The sequence below is a fragment of the Rhizobium sp. NXC14 genome, from assembly GCF_002117485.1.
Taxonomy (GTDB): domain Bacteria; phylum Pseudomonadota; class Alphaproteobacteria; order Rhizobiales; family Rhizobiaceae; genus Rhizobium.
On the sequence record NZ_CP021030.1, the window covers coordinates 248,343 to 267,162 of the forward strand.

The window sequence follows — 18,820 nt, forward strand, 5'->3', positions numbered from 1 at the left end:
ACCGGGGAGAACCTATGCGAGTCGCAGTCGTCGAAAATATGCGCAACACCGGCCTCGGCGCGCTTGCCACGGCGCTCGACGAGGCGGGTGCTGAGATCGAGTGGTTCCGGGTCTGGCGGGATGGCATCCTGCCGCCGGACATATCTGGTCATGACGCGCTGGTCGTTCTCGGCGGCGAGCAGAGCGCGCTGGATGACGAGACGCATCCCTATCTGCCGGAGCTCGCCCGGCTCGCGCGCCGCTTCGGCGATGCCGGCAAGGCCGTGCTCGGCATCTGCCTCGGCAGCCAGATTCTTGCCCGCGCCTATGGCGCCCACAACCATCTCGGAACCGCCCGCGAATTCGGCTGGCACAGGATCGGCGTCACCGATGAAGGCCGGGCCGATCCGCTGCTCTCGGCGCTTGCTGGCGAATTCACCATCTTCGAGTGGCATGCCGACACCTTTTCCCTGCCTGCAGGCGCCGTTCGTCTCGCGACCAGCGCTGTCGCCGAGAATCAGGCCTTCCGCATCGGCCGCGCCGTCTACGGCACGCAGTTTCATTTCGAGGCCGATAGAACGGTGGTCGAGCAGTGGAAGGCGGAATTCCCTGACACGATAGAACGCATCGCGCCTGGTTGGCTGCAAAGCTATGCCGAACTGGCTGCGCGGCATGCTGGTGCTGCCGATGCCGCTGGCCTTGCCATCGCCCGTGCCTGGGTCGGGCAAATCGAACGGCAAGAGGTCGAGATGCGGTCGCAGGTCCCGGCTTGAAGGGCGATGCGATGACGGCAAGCGAACGCGAGAAGATGGCGGCGGGTGAGTGGTATTGCTGCCTGGATGACGAGCTCGATCACCTGCGCCGACAGGCGCGGCTCGCCGTCCACGCCCACAATACGCTGCCGCCGGACGAGCGCGGCGCCGCAGCCCCCGCCCTCAGGGCGCTTTTTGCACAGGCCGCCTCCGATATCTTTATCGAAGCGCCGTTTCACTGCTCCTATGGCATCAATATCGTTCTCGGCGAGCGTGTCTATATCAATGCCGGCTGCACCATCCTCGATTCCGGTCGCGTGACGATCGGCGATCGCACCATGTTCGGGCCGGGCGTGCAGATCTATTGCGCCGAGCATCACAAGGATCCGGCGCTTCGGAGTAAGGGAATCGAGATCGCCCGACCGGTCGCAATCGGCAGCGATGTCTGGGTCGGTGGTGGCGCCATCATCCTCGGCGGCGTGACGATCGGCGATGGTGCGATCGTGGGTGCGGGCGCCGTCGTCACCAAGGATGTGCCGGCGGGCGCAACGGTGGTCGGCAATCCCGCGCGTTCGATAAACCGCTTTTGAGATTTGCACCGGTGCGCTCCCTCGACAATGACGCCGCCTCCTCTAGATCAGAGGACGGAAGGGGAGAGATATCATGACATCACCGAATTTGCCCATGCAAGGCGGCTGCCGCTGCGGCCGGGTGCGCTTGAAGATCAGCGCTCCGCCGCTGCTGGCCATGGCCTGCCATTGCACAGGCTGCCAGAAGATGACGGCGAGCGCCTATTCGCTGAGTGCCGCCATCCCCAACGAAGGCTTCGAGGTTAGCAAGGGCGAGCCTGTTATCGGCGGCCTGCACGGCGCCGCCAGGCATTTTTTCTGCCCGCACTGCATGAGCTGGATGTTCACCCGGCCAGAAGGCATGGACTGGTTCGTCAATCTGCGCGTCACCATGCTCGACGACCCGAGCTGGTTCACGCCGTTCATCGAGACATGGACGAGCGAGAAGCTGTCGTTTGCTGAAACCGGCGCGGTGTATAGTTACGAAGCGCTACCCGAGATGGACGCCTATGAGGGGTTGGTGAAGGAGTATATGAGCAGGGGATAAGGCTCAGAAGCCTTGGAAGAGAAAGTCCATGGGCCGATGATGGCATCGCTTTTGCCCGATAGATCTGTGACGGCTTCTCCAATTTCCGACGTCGGGACAGAGCGGTTCTGCGCTTCAATCAAAAACTGAACCGCTCTAAAACTGACGGTACTTGGCCAGCGGCAGGCCGTGTTTTTCGACATACTCGTTTTCGAGCCGGATCGCCTCGGCGTTCTCGATCCGCCACAGCCGCTCGCGTTCCGCCTTTATCGCATTCGCGATACCTTCTTTCACCCCCCGCGATATGTTGATCTTGAGCTCGCGGGCCTGGGAAACGAGGCTTTCATCAACTGAAAGATTCGCTGCTGTTCTCGCCCGATGACCCATAACGATCTCCTCGTCTTATGCGCAAATCATATGCGCATAAGCGTCATTGAGAAGCGTTATTCGTCGCCCATCTTGAGTGCGGCGATGAAGGCTTCCTGCGGGATCTCCACCTTGCCGAACTGGCGCATGCGCTTCTTGCCTTCCTTTTGCTTGTCGAGCAGTTTGCGCTTGCGGGTGGCGTCGCCGCCATAACACTTGGCCGTCACGTCTTTGCGCAGCGCCGAGATGGTTTCGCGGGCAATCACGTTGCCGCCGATCGCCGCCTGGATCGGGATCTTGAACATGTGCTTCGGAATCAGCTCCTTCAGCCGCTCGCACATGTCGCGGCCGCGCTTTTCAGCTGCCATGCGATGCACGAGCATCGAGAGTGCGTCGACCGGCTCGCCATTGACGAGGATCGACATCTTCACGAGGTTGCCTGCGCGATAGCCTTCGAGGTGATAGTCGAAGGATGCATAGCCCTTCGAGATCGATTTCAGCCGGTCGTAGAAGTCGAAGACCACTTCGTTGAGCGGCAGTTCGTAGGTCACCATCGCCCGGGTGCCGACATAGGTCAGCTCGGTCTGGATGCCGCGGCGGTCCTGGCAGAGCTTCAGGATGCCGCCGAGATAATCGTCCGGCGTCATGATAGTCGCCTTGATCCACGGCTCGCGGATTTCGGCAATCTTGACGACATCGGGCATGTCGGCCGGATTGTGCAGTTCGCGCTCGCTGCCATCGGTCATCGTCAGCTGATAGACGACGGAAGGCGCTGTTGCGATAAGGTCGAGGTCGAACTCGCGCTCCAGCCGCTCCTGGATGATTTCGAGATGCAGCAGGCCGAGGAAGCCGCAGCGGAAGCCGAAGCCGAGGGCTGCTGACGATTCCATTTCGAAGGAGAAGGACGCGTCGTTGAGGCGAAGCTTGCCCATGGCGGCGCGCAGGTCTTCGAAATCGGCGGCATCGACCGGGAAGAGGCCGCAGAACACGACCGGCTGCGCCGGCTTGAAGCCCGGCAGGGCTTCCGCCGTCGGGCGCTTGTCTTCGGTAATCGTATCGCCGACGCGCGTATCGGCCACTTCCTTGATCGAGGCGGTGATGAAGCCGATCTCGCCGGGGCCGAGGCTGTCGACATTGACCATCTTCGGCGTCAGCACGCCGACGCGCTCCACCTGGTATTTCGCATCGGTACCCATCATGCGGATCGTCTGGCCCTTGGTCAGCACGCCATCGATGACGCGCACGAGAACCATGACGCCGAGGTAGGTGTCGTACCAGCTGTCGACCAGCAGCGCCTTCAGCGGCGCCTTCTCGCCGCCCGGGCTCTTCGGCGCCGGCAGCTTGTGGACGATCGCTTCCAGCACGTCGGGAATGCCGAGACCGGTCTTGGCCGAGATCAGCACAGCCTCGGAAGCGTCGATGCCGATCACTTCCTCGATCTGTTCCTTGATACGGTCGGGCTCGGCGGCCGGCAGGTCGATCTTGTTGAGCACGGTGACGAGCTCGTGGTTGTTGTCGATCGCCTGGTAGACATTGGCGAGCGTCTGCGCTTCCACGCCCTGGCTGGCGTCGACGACCAGCAGCGAGCCCTCACAGGCCGACAGCGACCGCGAGACTTCATAGGCGAAATCGACGTGGCCGGGCGTGTCGATCAGGTTGAGAATGTATTTCTCGCCATTGTTTGCCTGATAGTGCAGGCGCACGGTCTGGGCCTTGATAGTGATGCCGCGTTCGCGCTCGATCTCCATATTGTCGAGCACCTGCTCGGACATTTCGCGCTCGGCAAGTCCGCCCGTCGTCTGGATCAGGCGGTCGGCCAGCGTCGATTTGCCGTGGTCGATATGGGCCACGATCGAGAAGTTGCGGATATGGGACAGCGGAGTGGTCGAATTGGTGCTCATGCGCGCCATATAGCAGCGCCGCCCCCTGCCGCAAAGCGGTAATTAATCGGGAGTTTACGCTATTTTGCGGGTCTGCCCGGCGTGCGTCAGACCGGCCAGCTCTCCAGCCGCCAGGCCGAATCCCAGAACATCCATTCATATTGCGAGGCGCGCACGAAAACGTCCATCATTTCGGCGCGCTCCGTCTCCGATGCGGCGCGGGCGGCGATATCGGTCAGTGCGATCACTTCGCGGGCGCCGGCGGCGAATTGCGGATCGCCATAGGTGTTGATCCAGGCCTGATAAACATTGCCATCGATCGCGGGTCTGCCTTTGATGCGTTCGCCGACATGCATGTAGATCCAGAAGCAGGGCAGGATGGCCGAAAGCGCAACAGCATAGGACCTATGATAAGCGGTCGCCAGAAGGAAATTCGTATAGGCGAAGCAGGAAGGCGAGGGCTCCGCGGCCGTCACATCTGCGCTCGAAATGCCGAATTTCGAGAGGAAGCCTGCATGCAGGCCCTGCTCGACGGTGATCGCCTTCTGCGCCGAACCGAGGAAGCGCAGCACCTGCGCATTGTCGGGCGCCTTTGCCGCGACGATGGCGAGGCACCGGGCATAATGCTTCAGATAGATTGCGTCCTGCAGGATGTAGTGACGGAAAACCTCCGGCGGCAGCGTGCCGTCCGAAAGCCGTTCCAGGAGCGGCAATCGCTCGATCTCGGCCATGAGAGGCTTGATCCGGTCCCAGGCGGCGGCCGTGAAGTATCCTGTGATTTCGATGTTCTGCAAGCTGCCGTCCATGATGTCCTCCGCTCTCCAAGCGCCGCTGCCATATATCGGCGGCACGGCGGTGAAGGCAAGCGCGACCACGCATCAAAAAGACGCTTGATTCCATGATGAGATGAGGTATTTCTCTTATAGTAGAATCTTGGATCGGCGATGGAACAGGAACTCGAACAGGCGATCGGCAGCCGCATTCGCACCTTGCGGCTGGAAAAGGGCCTGACGCTGGATGAGCTTTCCGAGGCGTCTGGCGTCAGCCGCGCGATGATTTCGCGAATAGAGCGGGCGGAGGCGAGCCCGACCGCCTCGCTGCTGGCAAGGGTCTGCGCCGCGCTCGGCCTATCGCTCTCAGCCTTCTTTGCAGAGGAGGGGCAGCAAGCCTCGCCGCTGGCGCGGCGGCAGGAGCAGCAGGTCTGGCGCGATCCGGAAACCGGTTATCTCAGGCGCGCGGTATCGGCGCCCGGCACGGGCTCCGCCGTCGATATCGTCGAAGTCGAATTTCCACCCGGCGCCCGCGTCAGCTTCCCACCGCATGCGGCATCCCATGACATGACGCAGCATGTCTGGCTCTTCGATGGCGAGCTGGAGATGACTGCGGGTGAGACGGTCTACCGGCTGCGTCCAGGCGACTGCCTGTTCATGCCCGTCGGCGAGGGCCATTCCTTCCATAATCCCGGCAATGCCCCGGCGCGCTATTGCGTCGTGCTCGATCGCGGCGGCCGATGACGACCTTCATTTCAGGAGAAGACCATGCCTGACATTCGCATCCTTTCTGCTGAGGAGGCCCACGCTGCAATTCCGGCCCTCTCGGAGGTACTGGCCGATTGCGTCACGGGCGGCGCTTCCGTCGGCTTCATGCAGCCCTATGGACCGGAAGATGCCGAGCCCTATTGGCTGGACGTTGCAGATGCAGTCGCTGCCGGCAGCAGTCTACTGCTGGTCGCCAAACTCGATGGCCGGATCGTCGGCACGGTGCAGGTGGGTGCCGCGCAGATGCCGAACCAGCCGCATCGCGGCGACCTGAAAAAGCTCCTGGTGCATCGCTCCGCTCGCGGCAAGGGTCTCGCACGCCTGTTGATGGAAGCTGCCGAACGCGAAGCGGCCGCCCGCGGTAAAACCCTGCTCGTGCTCGACACGGCAACCGGCAGCGATGCCGAGGCGATCTATCCCCGCCTGGGCTGGCAGCGGGTCGGCGTCATCCCCGATTATGCTCTGTGGCCGGAAGGCGGCTTTTGCGACACCACCTTGTTCTACAAGCGGCTCGCCTGATTGCACCAGTGCCGCTCATGCCCACCTTGCAAACATGGGAAGCGCCCCGGCCAATGTCGTCCCCGCCGTCCATTGCGCCGCGTTCCAGCCAAACTGCCGCGCCGTTTCGACATTCGCCGCGATATCATCGATGAAGGCGATCTCCGCGGCCATGACCCCGGCACGTTCGGTCGCCATTCGGAAGAAGTCGGGCGAAGGCTTGCTGTGTCCGAGTGCTGCCGAATAGATGATGTCGTCGAAGTGGGCGCAAAGGCCCAGCTGTTCCATCAGATAATGCGCCCGCCTGTGCTCCTGGTTGGTCGCCAGGAAGAGAGTGATACCGCTTCGCCTGAGAGCGGCGAGATCCGCCAGCAGATTGCGGTCGAGCCGGGAATCGTTTTCGAACCAGTAGTCGATCAGCGCCGCGGCGCTGAGATGGGGCGCGATCTTTGCGAGCACGCCGGCGAGCGTTGGCTCCAGTGCTTCGCGGCCGATGATGATGGCGCCCCAGTGAACCTGGAAAAACTCCTGCTGCAGCAGATCGGGTCGCAGGCCGAGATCGCGCTCGAGATAGGTGAAGTGGGGCAGCCCGTCGGCCGGGCGGCCATGGATGAGCACGCCGTCGACATCGACCATCAGCACTTTCATGCGGCAGCTTCCTTCGGACTCAAAACATCGCGAAGGGTGAAGTCATTCACTTTGGCGATCAAGGGCGCCGCGCCGGCTTTTTTGTCGCGGCCGACCCATGTAAATCTGGAATTCCAATCAAGGACGGATCCGAAATGCGCGTCATCTATTCCGAAGACCATAAGCTGCGTGACGCCAGGACCGAGCTCTATGCCGGCCAGCTGGTGACGCCCTTCGAGGCGCCGTTTCGGGCCGAGTGGATCCTGGCGGCGGTCAAGGAAGCGGGTTTTGCCGATGTCGCAGCGCCGGACGCGCATGGGCTGGAAGCGGCCCGAAAGGTGCATGACCCCGCCTATCTCGATTTTCTCGCTACCGTCTGGGATCGCTGGGTGGCGGCTGGTTTCGAAGGCGAAGCGATCGCCAATTCCTTCCCGGTCCGCCGCACCAGCCATCGCGTGCCCGACAATATCGTCGGCGCGATCGGCCATTATGCCAATGCCGCCGACACCTCCATCACCAAGGGCTCTTATGAAGCGGCGATCGCCTCCATGCGTTGCGCCATCACAGGAGCGGATTGGCTGAATGCCGGCAACCGGTTCGCCTTTGCGCTTTGCCGGCCGCCCGGCCATCATGCCGGCATCGACCTTTTCGGCGGCTATTGTTTCATCAACAATGCGGGCGTCGCGGCCCAGCGGCTCATAGATCACGGCGCGAAGAAGGTCGCCGTGCTCGATGTCGATTTCCATCACGGCAATGGCACGCAGGACCTCTTCTATCACAGAGGTGATGTCTTCACCGCCTCGCTGCATGGCGATCCGATGTTTGCCTTTCCCTATTTCCTCGGCCATGCCGACGAGGAAGGAGAAGGGCAGGGTACGGGCAGCAACCGCAACTATCCGATGCCGCCGCACACGCCCTGGCAGGTCTGGTCTTCGGCCCTTGCCGATGCGCTCGCCCGCATCAAGGCTTTCGGCACCGAGGCGATCGTTGTGGCGCTCGGCGTCGATACCTTCGAGCGCGACCCGATCTCCTTTTTCCAGCTGAAGTCGGAAGACTTCATTCGCATGGGAGAGGTGATCTCCGCCGCCGGCCTGCCCGTCGTCACTTGCATGGAGGGCGGTTACGGCGTGCCGGAAATTGGCCTCAACGTCGCCAATGTCCTCAAGGGCCTGGAAGCCTGATTGCTTGATATGACCGACGAGATCGTTCCATCCGACATTCCGACGCCTCGCATGCTGAGCTGGGCCCGCAACTCCGCCATCTATCGCTTGGAGCGGCGGATGATGACCGAAAAGCAGCTGTTTGACGCGATCACCCGCAAGGCGAAAGAGAAGTTCGAGGATATCGGTGCGGCGCAACTCAAGGCCCTTGCCGATTTCGCCGTCAGGTTCGCCTATGACAACAAGGCGCTCGATGATGGCGCCTATGCCGAGATCAGCACGCGTTCCCAGCTGCGCGGCGGCAAATCGAAGCGCGCCATCGCCCGGAAACTTGCGGCCAAGGGCGTCGCTGGTGATAAGGTAGAGGCCGCCCTTGAGGAGGCTGACGATCTCTATGCTGCTGCGATATTTGCCCGCAAACGCGCCTTCGGCCCCTTCCGCCGCGTCGAGCTTGACGAAAAGCGAAAGGCCAAAGAGCTTTCGGCCTTCGCCCGCAACGGCTTCAGCTTCGATATCGGCAGGAAGGTGTTCGACATGAGTTTGGAGGATGCCGAAGAGGTCATCCTGGCCTGCCGTCTCTGATCTTGCATAAGGCCTTTTACTGGCCGGATCAGAAGTTTGAATTTGTCGCTCGCAGACCGTCTTCGTAAGAACAGCGCACAATCGGCGAGGGGGCGGGTATGGAAGAAAGAGCAAATGCCGGCGCGGGCACGCTGACCGCAGAGGCGTCAACAGCATTTGGCGGGGTGGCGACTGGCGGGCTAATGTGCCTCCTATCCATGTCGTCGATCCAGTTCGGCGCCGCACTCTCATCCTCAGCCATCTCAACCTATGGGCCGGCCGGCGCCTCTTGGCTGCGCCTGGCTTTTGCGGCCATCATTCTCGCCCTTGTCGTGCGGCCGCGCGTCTTCAGCTACACAAGGGCGCAATGGACGAGCGCTCTGGTCCTCGGCGCGGCGACAGCGCTGATGACCATGAGCTTCTTCGCGGCGATCGAGCGCATTCCCCTCGGTCTTGCCGTAGCGATCGATTTTCTCGGCCCGCTTTCCGTTGCGACCATCGGCTATGGCCTCAGCCGGCGTCTCCTCTGGCCTCTCATTGCAGCATTTGGCGTTCTGGCGCTTGCTCATGACGGTGAAGGCTGGGTCGGCAATATTGAGGGCATTCTTTTTGCACTCGGCGCCGGAACCGGATGGGCGATCTATATCGTCCTGACAAAAAAAATCGGCGCGAGCTTCAAGGGGCTGGAGGGGCTTTCCATATCGCTGATGGCCGCAGCTCTTGTCGCGACACCCTTCGGCATCGCCGGCGCCATCCCGAAGCTCGATGCTTACGGCCTTGTTGAAATGGTCGGCCTTGCCGTTCTTGTGCCGCTGCTTCCCTACACGCTGGAACTGATCGCCTTGCGGCGCATGCCGACGGCATCTTTCGGCATTCTCATGAGCCTCGAGCCGGCCATCGCGGCACTCGCCGGTTTCCTCATTCTGGCCCAGCCGATGACGCTGCTGCAGATGGCCGGAACTGCCTTGGTAGTCGCCGCAAGTGCCGGCGCGACCTTTTCCGCTCGGCAGTGATCAGCCCGCCTTTTTCGCCGGATCGTCGAGAGCGGGATTGTAGAACAGCGACAGCGTCAGGCTTTTGGCAATCCGCTCGGCGGTCGCCATGAACCAGACCTTGGCTTCCGACGAGGGGGCGATATCGTCAAGCGTTGCGGCGAACAGCGACAGCCACTTCGGAAAAAGATCGGGCGTCAGGTTCTGAACGCCGGTATGCGCCTGCACCGGCTTGCCGCCATAGGCGCCGCTGCGGAAGGCAACGGCCGACCAGAAGCTCTTCATCTTCTCTATATGCTCCGACCAGCGGCCGGAAAGCCGCGCATCGAATACCGGGCCGAGATCGGGATGCTCCAGCACGCGCGCGTAAAACGTTTCGACCAGCCTGCCGATAAAGGCCTCGTCGACCCCTATCGTCTGCATCTCGGCCTCTGCCTTTTCGCGGATCGCCGCGACATGGGCAGGGCGGCCCTGAATGTCATTGTTCATCATAAACCCCGGCGCCGCATGATGCGGCGTCTCTCATATAGGTCTTTACCTCAGCGAACCAAAGCCGCTTGTGCGGATTGCGGCAATCTGTCAGCCGGTCCGCCTCGGCCACTTGACCACCATCGCTTCCTTGCCTAGGTTTAGAATTATTCTAAATTTTTTGGAGAAGTTTATGCTGGCGCGTTTTTTCAGGTCGCCGAAACGATCCTTTGATTCGCTCTCCGAGCAGGAGATTCTCGCCCTTGCGATTGCCTCCGAGGAAGATGACGCCCGCATCTATCTCGCCTATGCCGACAAGCTGCGCCCTGAATTTCCGGCTTCGGCCAAGGTCTTTGAAGATATGGCCGAGGTCGAGGATACGCACCGAAAATCGCTGTTCGAAATCCATCGTCAACGTTTCGGCGAGCGCATCCCGCTGATTCGGCGCGAGCATGTGCAGGGCTTTTACGAACGCAAGCCGGACTGGCTGCGAGCCAACCTGTCGCTCGATGCGATGCGGCAGGAGACCGAGGCGATGGAGGAGCAGGCCTATCGATTTTATGTCGAGGCGGCAAAGCGCACCACCGACGCCTCGACGCGTGAGCTGCTCGGCGACCTCGCACTCGCCGAACAGGGGCACGAAGACATCGCCCGCATGCTTGGCGACAAACATACGCCCGAGGATATCAGGCGCGACGAGGACGAGACGGCGCACCGGCAATTCGTGCTGACCTATGTGCAGCCGGGCCTTGCCGGCTTGATGGACGGCTCGGTCTCGACGCTGGCGCCGATCTTTGCCGCTGCCTTTGCCACCAAGGATACATGGCAGACCTTCCTGGTCGGTCTTTCCGCCTCCGTCGGCGCCGGCATCTCGATGGGCTTCACCGAAGCCGCCCATGACGACGGGAAAATCTCCGGCCGGGGCTCGCCGGTCAAGCGTGGCCTTGCCTGCGGCATCATGACGGCGCTCGGCGGCCTCGGCCATGCGCTGCCCTATCTGATCCCACATTTCTGGACGGCAACGATCACCGCCGCCATCATCGTCTTCTTCGAACTTTGGGCAATCGCCTTCATCCAGAACCGCTACATGGAAACCCCCTTCCTGCGCGCCGCCTTCCAGGTCGTGCTCGGCGGCGGCCTGGTTCTCGCCGCCGGCATCCTGATCGGGAATGGGTGAGGAGCGGTCGGCGAAGCCGAGCAATCGATCCAGTGAATCGATTGCAGCGACGAACGCCCTGAGCCAAAGCGAAGGGCCGGGAGACGGTGCGGCATATCAACACCTCATCTCCGGCGGCACGCAGGACGATCAGCCCTCAATGAGGTGCACAGCACGGACCTCGAAGGACGAGGACTGCGAAAGCTAACGACGACGCTTCTCCAATCTCCAAAAAGCAAAAGGCCGGCTTTCGCCGGCCCTTTCCCCCGCATCCCCTTCGAAAATTCTTAACGAAGAGCGCCGACCAGAAGGTCGCGGCCGTTCTCGATGGTGACCCAACGGCCGGCATTGTAGCTCGACTGGCGCTTGACGAAGGTGTAGGGCGTCACAAACCAGGGCTTCACGTCGGCTGCGAGATTGTCGAGCACGAAGTCGCCGTCGGCTGCGCGCAGCGTCAGGACGGCATGGCCTTCACCGTCAGGCTTGCGCACGACGGTCATCAGAAGGTCGGCGGCCGAAAAGCCGCGCTGGATCAGCATGCGCCGCTTCAAGAGCGCGAAATCCTCGCAGTCGCCCGCGGTCGTCGGATAGGCCCAGACCTCGTCCTTGCCGTAGATTTCCTTGTCGGTCATCGGTTTGATCGTGCTGTTGACCGTAGCGTTGACCGAGCGGACGAGCGACCACTTCGCAGGCGTCATCTCGACCGGACCCGCATTGCGGTTCGCGCCGCACTCACTGCTGTGGGTCTGACAGAAATCATAATGGCCGATCGGCTGAGAGGTGGCGTTGCCTGTTACCATGGAAGCATTTCTGCTTGGAGCTGGGATGGCGGCAGTCGCCATCGCAAACACGGCCGTCATGGCCACAAAGATACCCTTGAATCGCACGCCCGCCCTTTCCTCGATCGCCCCTTAAATTATTAACAAATTGTTAATGGAGAGGGCGGAGAAGAGTCAATCGTTACTTCTTGGGAGAGCGTTGCGACGCGCCAACATGGTTAAAATGCAACGGGTTGGCGGCTTGCGTTAGGGGAATTTCTCGGTCGGTGCTGTTCAAATGGGCATCTGCATATTTGTTGATGAACGAATGATGCCTTTGACGGCGCTAAGGAGAAGGGCGATATCGCCCGGGCGGGAAAGACGGTGGTCGCCGTCGCGGATGAAGGTCAGCACCACGTCGTCGGCGGGAAGGTGCTCCAGAAGCTTCATTGCGTGCGCATGCGGCACATCGGGATCTTTCATGCCCTGAAGGATATGCACCGGGCAGCCCGTCTCGATCATGCCGTCGAGCACCCGGTTCTTGCGCCCGTCCTCGATCAGTGCCTGCGTATAGATGTTCGGTTCGGGGCTGTATTGCGAGCGCTCTTCGAAATAGCCGCGCTCCGCCAGCGACTTGCGCTCCTTGGCCTTAAGGTTCGGCTCGATCAGTTCCGACGTGAAATCGGGCGCCGGCGCGATCAGCACCATACCGGCGAGCTTCGGACCACCCTGTCGGGCGAGTTCCTGCGCCAGCCGGAGCGCGATCCAGGCTCCCATCGAAGAACCGACGAGAATGATCCTGTCTGGCGCAAGATGACGGATGACGGCAAGCGCTTCCTCCAGCCAGCGCGAGATCGTGCCGTCGCGGAAGCTGCCGCCGGAAAGACCGTGGCCTGAATAGTCGAAGCGGATGCAGGCGGCCCCGAGTTCGCCCGCCAGCCCGTCGAGCTCCAGGGCTTTGGTGCCGCTCATGTCCGAACGGTAGCCGGATAGCCAAACGAGAGACGGGACGGTATTGCCGGCTTGGGCGGGGCGGACGAGCATGGCGATTTCACGCGCCGCCTCGCCTTCACCGACCGTCATGAACTGGGGTTGGGTATTGGCCATCGGATCGGACATCGGCGAAACTCCTGTTGTTTTGGCCTATAAAACAGATTCTTGGCAGGCTGACAGCGGGTGATTTTTCCGCTATAGGGTGGTATTGACTCCGTTGCAGCGATAACGAGATAGGTTTGCGCCCCTGATGATCGGGAGCGCGCGGCTGCAACGTTCCGAAACAACGCGAGGAGAATACGACCATTCGCAGACCTTTTAAGACCGATGCGCCCGTGAAGGACGGACCGCGCTCGAATCGTGAAATCCGCATTCCCAAAGTTCAGCTGATCGCGGCTGACGGACAGAATATGGGTGTCGTGCCCACCGACCAGGCCTTGAGAATGGCGGAAGAAGCCGGCCTCGATCTTGTCGAAATTTCCCCAAATGCCGAACCGCCGGTGTGTAAGATCCTCGATCTGGGCAAGCTGAAATATGCCAACCAGAAGAAGGCTGCCGAGGCGCGCAAGAAGCAGAAGATCGTCGAAGTCAAAGAAATCAAGATGCGCCCGAACATCGACACCCATGATTATGAGGTGAAGATGAAGGCGATGGGCCGCTTCTTCGACGAGGGCGACAAGGTCAAGGTGACGCTGAAATTCCGCGGCCGCGAAATGGCTCACCAGGAACTCGGCATGAAGCTTCTGCAGCAGGTCAAGGCGGATACGACCGAGATCGCCAAGGTGGAAGCCGAGCCCAAGCTCGAAGGCCGCCAGATGATGATGGTGCTGGCGCCGAAGTAAGCGCCAGTCACTTTTTGCCCAAGGCCGTCCGCAAGGGCGGCTTTTGTGCGTTCGGCCACCCTATCTTCGGCCCCTTTGTTTTATGCATGTCGTTATCCCGGAACCGCCGCACACTTCCGCGCGACATGCATAGCCGAAGATTCCTCCGCGGCCCCGTTGCACTTTCGTGACGCTGCGGTTATAAGCGCGCGTCCGAACTGACCGGCAGGGCATGCCGTGGCAGTTTCGAATGCTTGCGGAACGGTTCGTCGCCGATGCCGCAGATCAACAACAAACGCTCCCGCACCTTGTTGCGACGGCCGGAGAACCGGACTTCGCGAGGAGGGCTTTTTGATGAAGCGCGCAGGGAGGACAGAAGGAGTAGCAAAATGCCCAAGATGAAGACGAAGTCCGCTGCCAAGAAGCGGTTCAAGATCACCGCATCCGGCAAGGTCAAGGCGGCTGCCGCCGGCAAGCGCCATGGCATGATCAAGCGCACGAACAAGTTCATTCGCGATGCACGCGGCACGATGGTTCTCGCAGAACCCGATGGCCGCAAGGTCGTGAAGAACTATCTGCCGAACGGTCTCTGAGACTATTCCGGTAACGCGTTAGATTAAGGAGATCATGAAATGGCACGTGTAAAGAGAGGCGTCGCAGCCCACGCCAAGCATAAGAAGGTTCTGAAGCAGGCGAAGGGCTTCTACGGCCGCCGCAAGAACACCATCCGTACCGCCAAGGCCGCCGTCGATCGCGCCAAGCAGTACGCCTACCGCGACCGCAAGGTCAACAAGCGCAATTTCCGCGCACTCTGGATCCAGCGCATCAACGCTGCCGTCCGCGAATTCGGCCTGACCTATGGCCGCTTCATCGACGGCTTGAACAAGGCAGGCATCGAAGTCGACCGCAAGGTTCTCTCCGACATGGCGATCCATGAGCCGGAAGCATTCGGCGCCCTGGTTGCTGCCGCCAAGAAGGCTCTTGAGTATCTCAAGGAAACCGGCACGGCGAACGAGTTTGAAGGCGCGGTTCGGTAACCAGCGCTTCCCAAGCTTGACGCTTTTTTGAATTTTGGGAAACCCGCGCTGGTTTGGGCTGGCGCGGGTTTTTCTTTCTCTATACTCCTTGCGCCGGCCTCTCCAGCCCGCCTCTCGAACGCCGCCTGATCTGGACGGAAAGAAGACGATGTCAGATATCGACCAGCTTAAATCTTCCTTGCTTGCCGAAATTTCCGCCGCCGGTGATGAGCCCGCGCTCGAGGCCGTGCGCGTGTCCGCCCTCGGCAAAAAGGGCTCTGTCTCCGAGCTCTTGAAGACGCTCGGCGCCATGACGCCGGAGGAACGCCAGACCCGCGGCGCGGCGATCAACGCCTTGAAGAACGAGGTGACGGACGCCATTGCCGAGCGCAAATCGGTGCTGAAGATGGCGGCGGTCAATGCCCGTCTTAAGGCCGAGACGGTCGATGTCAGCCTTCCGGTGCGCTCCTCGCCCGCCGAGCGCGGCCGCATCCATCCAATCAGCCAGATCGTCGACGAGATCACCGCGATCTTCGCCGATATGGGTTTCTCGATCGCCGAAGGTCCCGATATCGAGACCGACTACTACAATTTCACCGCGCTGAATTTTCCCGAAGGCCATCCGGCCCGCGAGATGCACGACACCTTCTTCTTCAATCCGGATGAGAACGGCGAGCGCAAGGTGCTGCGCACCCATACCTCGCCGGTGCAGGTGCGCACCATGGAAGCGCAGCAGCCGCCGATCCGCATCATCATTCCCGGCAAGACCTATCGCCAGGACTCGGATGCCACGCATTCGCCGATGTTCCATCAGGTCGAAGGCCTCGTCATCGACAAGAAGGCCAATGTCGCCAACATCCGCTGGGTGCTGGAAGAATTCTGCAAGACCTTCTTCGAGGTCGAAAGCGTGACGATGCGTTTCCGCCCGTCCTTCTTCCCCTTCACCGAGCCCTCCTTCGAGGTCGATATCCAGTGCGACCGCTCCGGCCCGATCGTCAAGTTCGGCGAAGGCACCGATTGGATGGAGATTCTCGGCTGCGGCATGGTCCACCCGAACGTGCTGCGCTATGGCGGGCTAGATCCGGACGAATATCTGGGTTTTGCCTGGGGCATGGGTCTCGATCGCATCGCCATGCTGAAATACGGCATGCCCGACCTGCGCGACTTCTTCAATGCCGACGTCCGCTGGATGACGCATTACGGCTTCCGCCCGCTCGACATGCCGACACTGTTCGGCGGTCTGAGCGCTTGAACGGAGATCTGGGACGATGAAATTCACGCTCTCCTGGCTGAAAGAACATCTCGAAACGGATGCCACGCTGGATGAAATCTGCGCCCGCCTCACCGAGATCGGGTTGGAAGTTGAAGATGTGGACGACAAAGCGGCGTTCAAGCCCTTCGTTATCGCCAAGGTCCTCTCGGCGGAAAAACATCCCCAGGCCGATCGCCTGAAGGTGCTGATGGTCGATACCGGAACCGGCGCGCCGGTACAGGTCGTCTGCGGCGCCCCGAATGCGCGCGCCGGCCTTGTCGGTGCCTTCGCCGCACCCGGCACCTACGTTCCCGGCATCGACGTCACGCTTGCCGTCGGCAATATTCGCGGCGTCGAAAGCCGCGGCATGATGTGCTCCGAAAAGGAGCTGCAGATCTCCGACAGTCATGACGGCATCATCGAACTGCCCGAGGATGCGCCGGTCGGCCAGAGTTACGCCGCCTATATCAATCTCGACGATCCGGTCATCGAGATCAACCTGACGCCGAACCGGCCGGATTGCACCTCCATCCACGGCATTGCCCGCGATCTTGCCGCCTCTGGTCTCGGCAGGCTGAAGATGCGCCCCGCGCCGTCCTTTGCCGTCGAAGGCGAGACGCCGGTCAAGCTGACCCTCGATCTCGATGATCCCAGGCTCTGCCCCGGTTTCGCGTTACGACTTGTGCGCGGCGTCAAGAACGGCCCGAGCCCGCGCTGGATGCAGCAGCGGCTCACAGCCATCGGCCTGCGCCCGATCAATGCGCTGGTTGACGTCACCAATTACATGACTTTCGATCAGGGCCGGCCGATCCATGTCTTCGATGCCGCCAAGATCAAGGGCAATCTAACTGTCCGCCGCGCGAGGGAAGGTGAGACCGTACTGGCGCTCGACCAGCGCGAATACAAGCTCGGCCCGAACAACGTCGTCATATCAGACGAGGACGGCATCGAATCGATCGGCGGCATCATGGGCGGCGAACATTCCGGCTGCGACGACAACACCGTCGACGTGCTGATCGAATCCGCTCTCTGGGACCCGATGAACATTGCCAAGTCGGGCCGCAGCCTCGGCATCATCACCGACGCACGCTACCGATTCGAACGCGGCGTCGATCCGGAATATATGGTTCCCGGTCTCGAACGCACGACCGAACTGGTGCTGGAACTCTGCGGCGGCACCGCTGCCAGGGCCGAGATTGTCGGTTATCGCGGCTACGAACCGAAGGTTGTCGATTTTCCCTATTCGGAGGTCAAGCGCCTGACGGGCCTCGAAGTCTCGAATGAGGAAAGCAACACGATCCTGGCGCGTCTCGGTTTTGTGGTCTCCGGCTCCGGCGAGCGCGTCTCCGTCGCCGTTCCCTCCTGGCGCCCGGATGTGGACGGCAAGGCCGATCTCGTCGAGGAGGTCATGCGCATCCACGGCGTCGACAATATCAAGCCGGCGCCCCTCGAAAGCCATGCCGCCGTCAACGGCAAGATCCTGACGACGCTGCAGATCCGCACCCGCACGGCGAAGCGGGCGCTCGCCGCACGCGGAATGCTGGAGGCCGTGACCTGGTCCTTCATTCCAGAGGATCAGGCAAAGCTGTTCGGCGGCGGTTCGCTGGCCCTCAAGCTTGCCAATCCGATCGCCGCTGAAATGTCGGACATGCGCCCGTCTTTGCTGCCGGGTCTGCTGACGGCGGCTCAGCGCAATGCCGATAAGGGTTACGCCGACGTCGCCATCTTCGAAGTCTCCGGCACCTATGAAAACGACCGGCCGGAAGGCCAGCGCCGCGTCGCCGGCGGCATCCGCCGCGGCACGGCATCGCTCGCCGGCGCCGGCCGCATGTGGTCCAATACAGCCAAGGGCGGTGGCAAGCCGGTCGACGTCTTCGACGCCAAGGCCGATGCGCTCGCCGTCATCGAAGCCTGCGGCCTGCCGATGGGCAATATCCAGATCGAGCAGGGCGGCCCCGAATGGTACCATCCCGGCCGCTCCGGCACGATCAAGATGGGGCCGAAGATCGTGCTCGGCTATTTCGGTGAATTCCATCCGCTGACGCTGGAAGCCCTCGATGTCTCCGGCGCTCTCTGCGGCTTCGAAGTCTATCTCGATGCCATGGCGGAGCCGAAAAAGAAGGCGACCCGCACCAAGCCGGCGCTCGATCTGTCGCCTTTCCAGGCCGTCAAGCGCGACTTCGCCTTCGTCGTCGACAAGACGGTGGAATCGGGCGCGATCGTCAAGGCTGCGACCGGCGCCGACCGTAAGCTCGTCACCGGCGTCACCGTCTTCGACATCTTCGAGGGCGCATCGGTCGGCGAGGGCAAGAAGTCGGTAGCGATCGAGGTCCAGATCCAGCCGGTCGATCGCACGCTGACGGACGAGGATTTCGAGGCGCTGACGCAGAAGATCGTGGCCAGCGTCACGAAATTCACCGGCGGCGTCCTCAGAAGCTGAGCTTCATCTGCAGAAGATAGATTGGACCGGTCGCGCGAGCGGCCGGTCTTTTCATGTGTGCAAATGATAGAGTTTGCTGACGATCACCCATCGGCCTTCGATCTTCAGCAGCGATAGATAGTCGGTGAAGCGCATTCCGGCGAAATCGTCGGTGACCTTCACGCTTGCCGCGTCACCCTCGACATCAACGTTCTGGATGTCCATGAAAGGCTGCGTGCCGGGAGGGGCCGGCTCCTCGGCCAGGATTGCGGCGATGAATTCGTCCCGCGTCAGCCATTCGACGGCATTCTGGTAATAGCCGATGATCGAGCTTTTCGGGTGGAAAGCCTTCTTCAAGGCTGCCGCATTGGCGAAAGCCATGCCTTCGACATAGAGGTGAACCGTCTGCTCGACTGCCTGTCTGTCCGACATGTTTCCATCCCGTTCTCCAAGATGGCGTTAGATAGTTTCGCCGGCCGCGAAGGCAAG

General features: G+C 61.5%; 22 protein-coding genes. 14 read left to right on the top strand and 8 right to left on the bottom strand.

From position 1 onward, the window contains the following. Positions 1 to 14 precede the first annotated feature (14 nt). The 3 genes from NXC14_RS01215 (at position 15) to NXC14_RS01225 (ending at position 1,847) form a co-directional block, all read left to right on the top strand. The gene (locus NXC14_RS01215; protein ID WP_085776612.1) at positions 15 to 752 is read left to right on the top strand and encodes a type 1 glutamine amidotransferase; all 738 of its coding nucleotides are present in this window, start codon (positions 15 to 17) and stop codon (positions 750 to 752) included. A gap of 11 nt (positions 753 to 763) precedes the next feature. Continuing rightward, complete coding sequence (locus tag NXC14_RS01220; RefSeq protein WP_085779924.1) at positions 764 to 1,321, top strand: sugar O-acetyltransferase; 558 nt, start codon at positions 764 to 766, stop codon at positions 1,319 to 1,321. A 73-nt stretch (positions 1,322 to 1,394) separates the two neighbouring features. Beyond that, the gene (locus NXC14_RS01225) at positions 1,395 to 1,847 is read left to right on the top strand and encodes a GFA family protein (protein ID WP_085776613.1); all 453 of its coding nucleotides are present in this window, start codon (positions 1,395 to 1,397) and stop codon (positions 1,845 to 1,847) included. Between the two features lie 135 nt (positions 1,848 to 1,982). Here NXC14_RS01225 and NXC14_RS01230 read toward each other — a convergent pair whose 3' ends face one another. From NXC14_RS01230 to tenA, 3 genes are all read right to left on the bottom strand, one after another. Then, on the bottom strand, positions 1,983 to 2,213 hold the full coding sequence (locus NXC14_RS01230; RefSeq protein WP_085776614.1) for a type II toxin-antitoxin system CcdA family antitoxin: 231 nt from the start codon (positions 2,211 to 2,213) through the stop codon (positions 1,983 to 1,985). 56 nt (positions 2,214 to 2,269) lie between these two features. Beyond that, complete coding sequence (lepA, locus tag NXC14_RS01235; RefSeq protein ID WP_085776615.1) at positions 2,270 to 4,102, bottom strand: translation elongation factor 4; 1,833 nt, start codon at positions 4,100 to 4,102, stop codon at positions 2,270 to 2,272. 77 nt (positions 4,103 to 4,179) lie between these two features. After that, entirely contained in the window at positions 4,180 to 4,878 is a 699-nt protein-coding gene (gene tenA, locus NXC14_RS01240) for a thiaminase II (protein WP_085779925.1), read from the bottom strand. 138 nt (positions 4,879 to 5,016) lie between these two features. Here tenA and NXC14_RS01245 point away from each other — a divergent pair, with 138 nt between their 5' ends. Next, complete coding sequence (locus NXC14_RS01245; protein WP_085776616.1) at positions 5,017 to 5,586, top strand: XRE family transcriptional regulator; 570 nt, start codon at positions 5,017 to 5,019, stop codon at positions 5,584 to 5,586. Positions 5,587 to 5,610: 24 nt separating this feature from the next. Next, positions 5,611 to 6,129: a GNAT family N-acetyltransferase gene (locus tag NXC14_RS01250; RefSeq protein ID WP_085776617.1), complete on the top strand. Its 519-nt coding sequence runs from the start codon at positions 5,611 to 5,613 to the stop codon at positions 6,127 to 6,129. Between the two features lie 15 nt (positions 6,130 to 6,144). Here the strand turns inward: NXC14_RS01250 and NXC14_RS01255 are convergent, their stop codons facing one another. Beyond that, complete coding sequence (locus NXC14_RS01255; RefSeq protein ID WP_085776618.1) at positions 6,145 to 6,756, bottom strand: HAD-IA family hydrolase; 612 nt, start codon at positions 6,754 to 6,756, stop codon at positions 6,145 to 6,147. 134 nt (positions 6,757 to 6,890) lie between these two features. Here NXC14_RS01255 and NXC14_RS01260 point away from each other — a divergent pair, with 134 nt between their 5' ends. From NXC14_RS01260 to NXC14_RS01270, 3 genes are all read left to right on the top strand, one after another. Further along, on the top strand, positions 6,891 to 7,916 hold the full coding sequence (locus NXC14_RS01260) for a histone deacetylase family protein (RefSeq protein WP_085776619.1): 1,026 nt from the start codon (positions 6,891 to 6,893) through the stop codon (positions 7,914 to 7,916). A 9-nt stretch (positions 7,917 to 7,925) separates the two neighbouring features. Further along, entirely contained in the window at positions 7,926 to 8,477 is a 552-nt protein-coding gene (recX, locus tag NXC14_RS01265; protein ID WP_085779926.1) for a recombination regulator RecX, read from the top strand. 98 nt (positions 8,478 to 8,575) lie between these two features. Further along, the gene (locus tag NXC14_RS01270; protein ID WP_085776620.1) at positions 8,576 to 9,469 is read left to right on the top strand and encodes an EamA family transporter; all 894 of its coding nucleotides are present in this window, start codon (positions 8,576 to 8,578) and stop codon (positions 9,467 to 9,469) included. Here the strand turns inward: NXC14_RS01270 and NXC14_RS01275 are convergent, their stop codons facing one another. After that, positions 9,470 to 9,937 carry a truncated hemoglobin gene (locus tag NXC14_RS01275; RefSeq protein WP_085779927.1) on the bottom strand — a complete coding sequence of 156 codons (468 nt, stop codon included), beginning with the start codon at positions 9,935 to 9,937 and terminating at the stop codon, positions 9,470 to 9,472. A gap of 172 nt (positions 9,938 to 10,109) precedes the next feature. Between NXC14_RS01275 and mbfA the strand changes: the two genes are divergently transcribed. Then, positions 10,110 to 11,093 carry an iron exporter MbfA gene (gene mbfA / locus NXC14_RS01280; RefSeq protein ID WP_085776621.1) on the top strand — a complete coding sequence of 328 codons (984 nt, stop codon included), beginning with the start codon at positions 10,110 to 10,112 and terminating at the stop codon, positions 11,091 to 11,093. A 266-nt stretch (positions 11,094 to 11,359) separates the two neighbouring features. Here mbfA and NXC14_RS01285 read toward each other — a convergent pair whose 3' ends face one another. Together NXC14_RS01285 and NXC14_RS01290 are read right to left on the bottom strand one after the other, a co-directional pair. Further along, positions 11,360 to 11,959 (bottom strand): transglutaminase-like cysteine peptidase, encoded by a 600-nt coding sequence (locus NXC14_RS01285; RefSeq protein ID WP_085776622.1) that lies wholly within the window; start codon positions 11,957 to 11,959, stop codon positions 11,360 to 11,362. Positions 11,960 to 12,124: 165 nt separating this feature from the next. Then, a complete protein-coding gene (locus NXC14_RS01290; protein ID WP_085776623.1) occupies positions 12,125 to 12,949 on the bottom strand; it encodes an alpha/beta hydrolase in 825 nt (274 codons plus the stop codon). A 179-nt stretch (positions 12,950 to 13,128) separates the two neighbouring features. On the opposite strand from NXC14_RS01290, the gene infC reads away from it, so the two are divergent. The 5 genes from infC to pheT all read left to right on the top strand — a co-directional run bounded on the left by infC (position 13,129) and on the right by pheT (position 18,352). Next, a complete protein-coding gene (infC, locus tag NXC14_RS01295) occupies positions 13,129 to 13,665 on the top strand; it encodes a translation initiation factor IF-3 (protein ID WP_073990355.1) in 537 nt (178 codons plus the stop codon). Between the two features lie 368 nt (positions 13,666 to 14,033). Next, positions 14,034 to 14,237 carry a 50S ribosomal protein L35 gene (rpmI, locus tag NXC14_RS01300; protein WP_011423646.1) on the top strand — a complete coding sequence of 68 codons (204 nt, stop codon included), beginning with the start codon at positions 14,034 to 14,036 and terminating at the stop codon, positions 14,235 to 14,237. 39 nt (positions 14,238 to 14,276) lie between these two features. Beyond that, positions 14,277 to 14,681 (top strand): 50S ribosomal protein L20, encoded by a 405-nt coding sequence (rplT, locus tag NXC14_RS01305; RefSeq protein ID WP_064693455.1) that lies wholly within the window; start codon positions 14,277 to 14,279, stop codon positions 14,679 to 14,681. Positions 14,682 to 14,829: 148 nt separating this feature from the next. Continuing rightward, positions 14,830 to 15,912, top strand: a complete 1,083-nt coding sequence (gene pheS / locus NXC14_RS01310; protein ID WP_085776624.1) for a phenylalanine--tRNA ligase subunit alpha — start codon at positions 14,830 to 14,832, stop codon at positions 15,910 to 15,912. Between the two features lie 16 nt (positions 15,913 to 15,928). After that, the gene (gene pheT / locus NXC14_RS01315) at positions 15,929 to 18,352 is read left to right on the top strand and encodes a phenylalanine--tRNA ligase subunit beta (RefSeq protein ID WP_085776625.1); all 2,424 of its coding nucleotides are present in this window, start codon (positions 15,929 to 15,931) and stop codon (positions 18,350 to 18,352) included. Between the two features lie 51 nt (positions 18,353 to 18,403). Here the strand turns inward: pheT and NXC14_RS01320 are convergent, their stop codons facing one another. Next, positions 18,404 to 18,763, bottom strand: coding sequence for a nuclear transport factor 2 family protein (locus NXC14_RS01320; protein ID WP_011423650.1), 360 nt, complete (start codon positions 18,761 to 18,763; stop codon positions 18,404 to 18,406). Positions 18,764 to 18,820: the final 57 nt, after the last annotated feature.

Coding starts and splice junctions, on each gene's coding strand:
- NXC14_RS01270 (WP_085776620.1), top strand. CDS start 8,576: ATGGAAGAAAGAGCAAATGCCGGCGCGGGCACGCTGACCGCAGAGGCG.
- NXC14_RS01215 (WP_085776612.1), top strand. CDS start 15: ATGCGAGTCGCAGTCGTCGAAAATATGCGCAACACCGGCCTCGGCGCG.
- NXC14_RS01245 (WP_085776616.1), top strand. CDS start 5,017: ATGGAACAGGAACTCGAACAGGCGATCGGCAGCCGCATTCGCACCTTG.
- recX (WP_085779926.1), top strand. CDS start 7,926: ATGACCGACGAGATCGTTCCATCCGACATTCCGACGCCTCGCATGCTG.
- NXC14_RS01255 (WP_085776618.1), bottom strand. CDS start 6,756: ATGAAAGTGCTGATGGTCGATGTCGACGGCGTGCTCATCCATGGCCGC.
- rplT (WP_064693455.1), top strand. CDS start 14,277: ATGGCACGTGTAAAGAGAGGCGTCGCAGCCCACGCCAAGCATAAGAAG.
- lepA (WP_085776615.1), bottom strand. CDS start 4,102: ATGGCGCGCATGAGCACCAATTCGACCACTCCGCTGTCCCATATCCGC.
- NXC14_RS01225 (WP_085776613.1), top strand. CDS start 1,395: ATGACATCACCGAATTTGCCCATGCAAGGCGGCTGCCGCTGCGGCCGG.
- pheT (WP_085776625.1), top strand. CDS start 15,929: ATGAAATTCACGCTCTCCTGGCTGAAAGAACATCTCGAAACGGATGCC.
- NXC14_RS01320 (WP_011423650.1), bottom strand. CDS start 18,763: ATGTCGGACAGACAGGCAGTCGAGCAGACGGTTCACCTCTATGTCGAA.
- rpmI (WP_011423646.1), top strand. CDS start 14,034: ATGCCCAAGATGAAGACGAAGTCCGCTGCCAAGAAGCGGTTCAAGATC.
- NXC14_RS01260 (WP_085776619.1), top strand. CDS start 6,891: ATGCGCGTCATCTATTCCGAAGACCATAAGCTGCGTGACGCCAGGACC.
- pheS (WP_085776624.1), top strand. CDS start 14,830: ATGTCAGATATCGACCAGCTTAAATCTTCCTTGCTTGCCGAAATTTCC.
- NXC14_RS01275 (WP_085779927.1), bottom strand. CDS start 9,937: ATGAACAATGACATTCAGGGCCGCCCTGCCCATGTCGCGGCGATCCGC.
- NXC14_RS01230 (WP_085776614.1), bottom strand. CDS start 2,213: ATGGGTCATCGGGCGAGAACAGCAGCGAATCTTTCAGTTGATGAAAGC.
- NXC14_RS01220 (WP_085779924.1), top strand. CDS start 764: ATGACGGCAAGCGAACGCGAGAAGATGGCGGCGGGTGAGTGGTATTGC.
- NXC14_RS01250 (WP_085776617.1), top strand. CDS start 5,611: ATGCCTGACATTCGCATCCTTTCTGCTGAGGAGGCCCACGCTGCAATT.
- NXC14_RS01290 (WP_085776623.1), bottom strand. CDS start 12,949: ATGTCCGATCCGATGGCCAATACCCAACCCCAGTTCATGACGGTCGGT.
- tenA (WP_085779925.1), bottom strand. CDS start 4,878: ATGGACGGCAGCTTGCAGAACATCGAAATCACAGGATACTTCACGGCC.
- mbfA (WP_085776621.1), top strand. CDS start 10,110: ATGCTGGCGCGTTTTTTCAGGTCGCCGAAACGATCCTTTGATTCGCTC.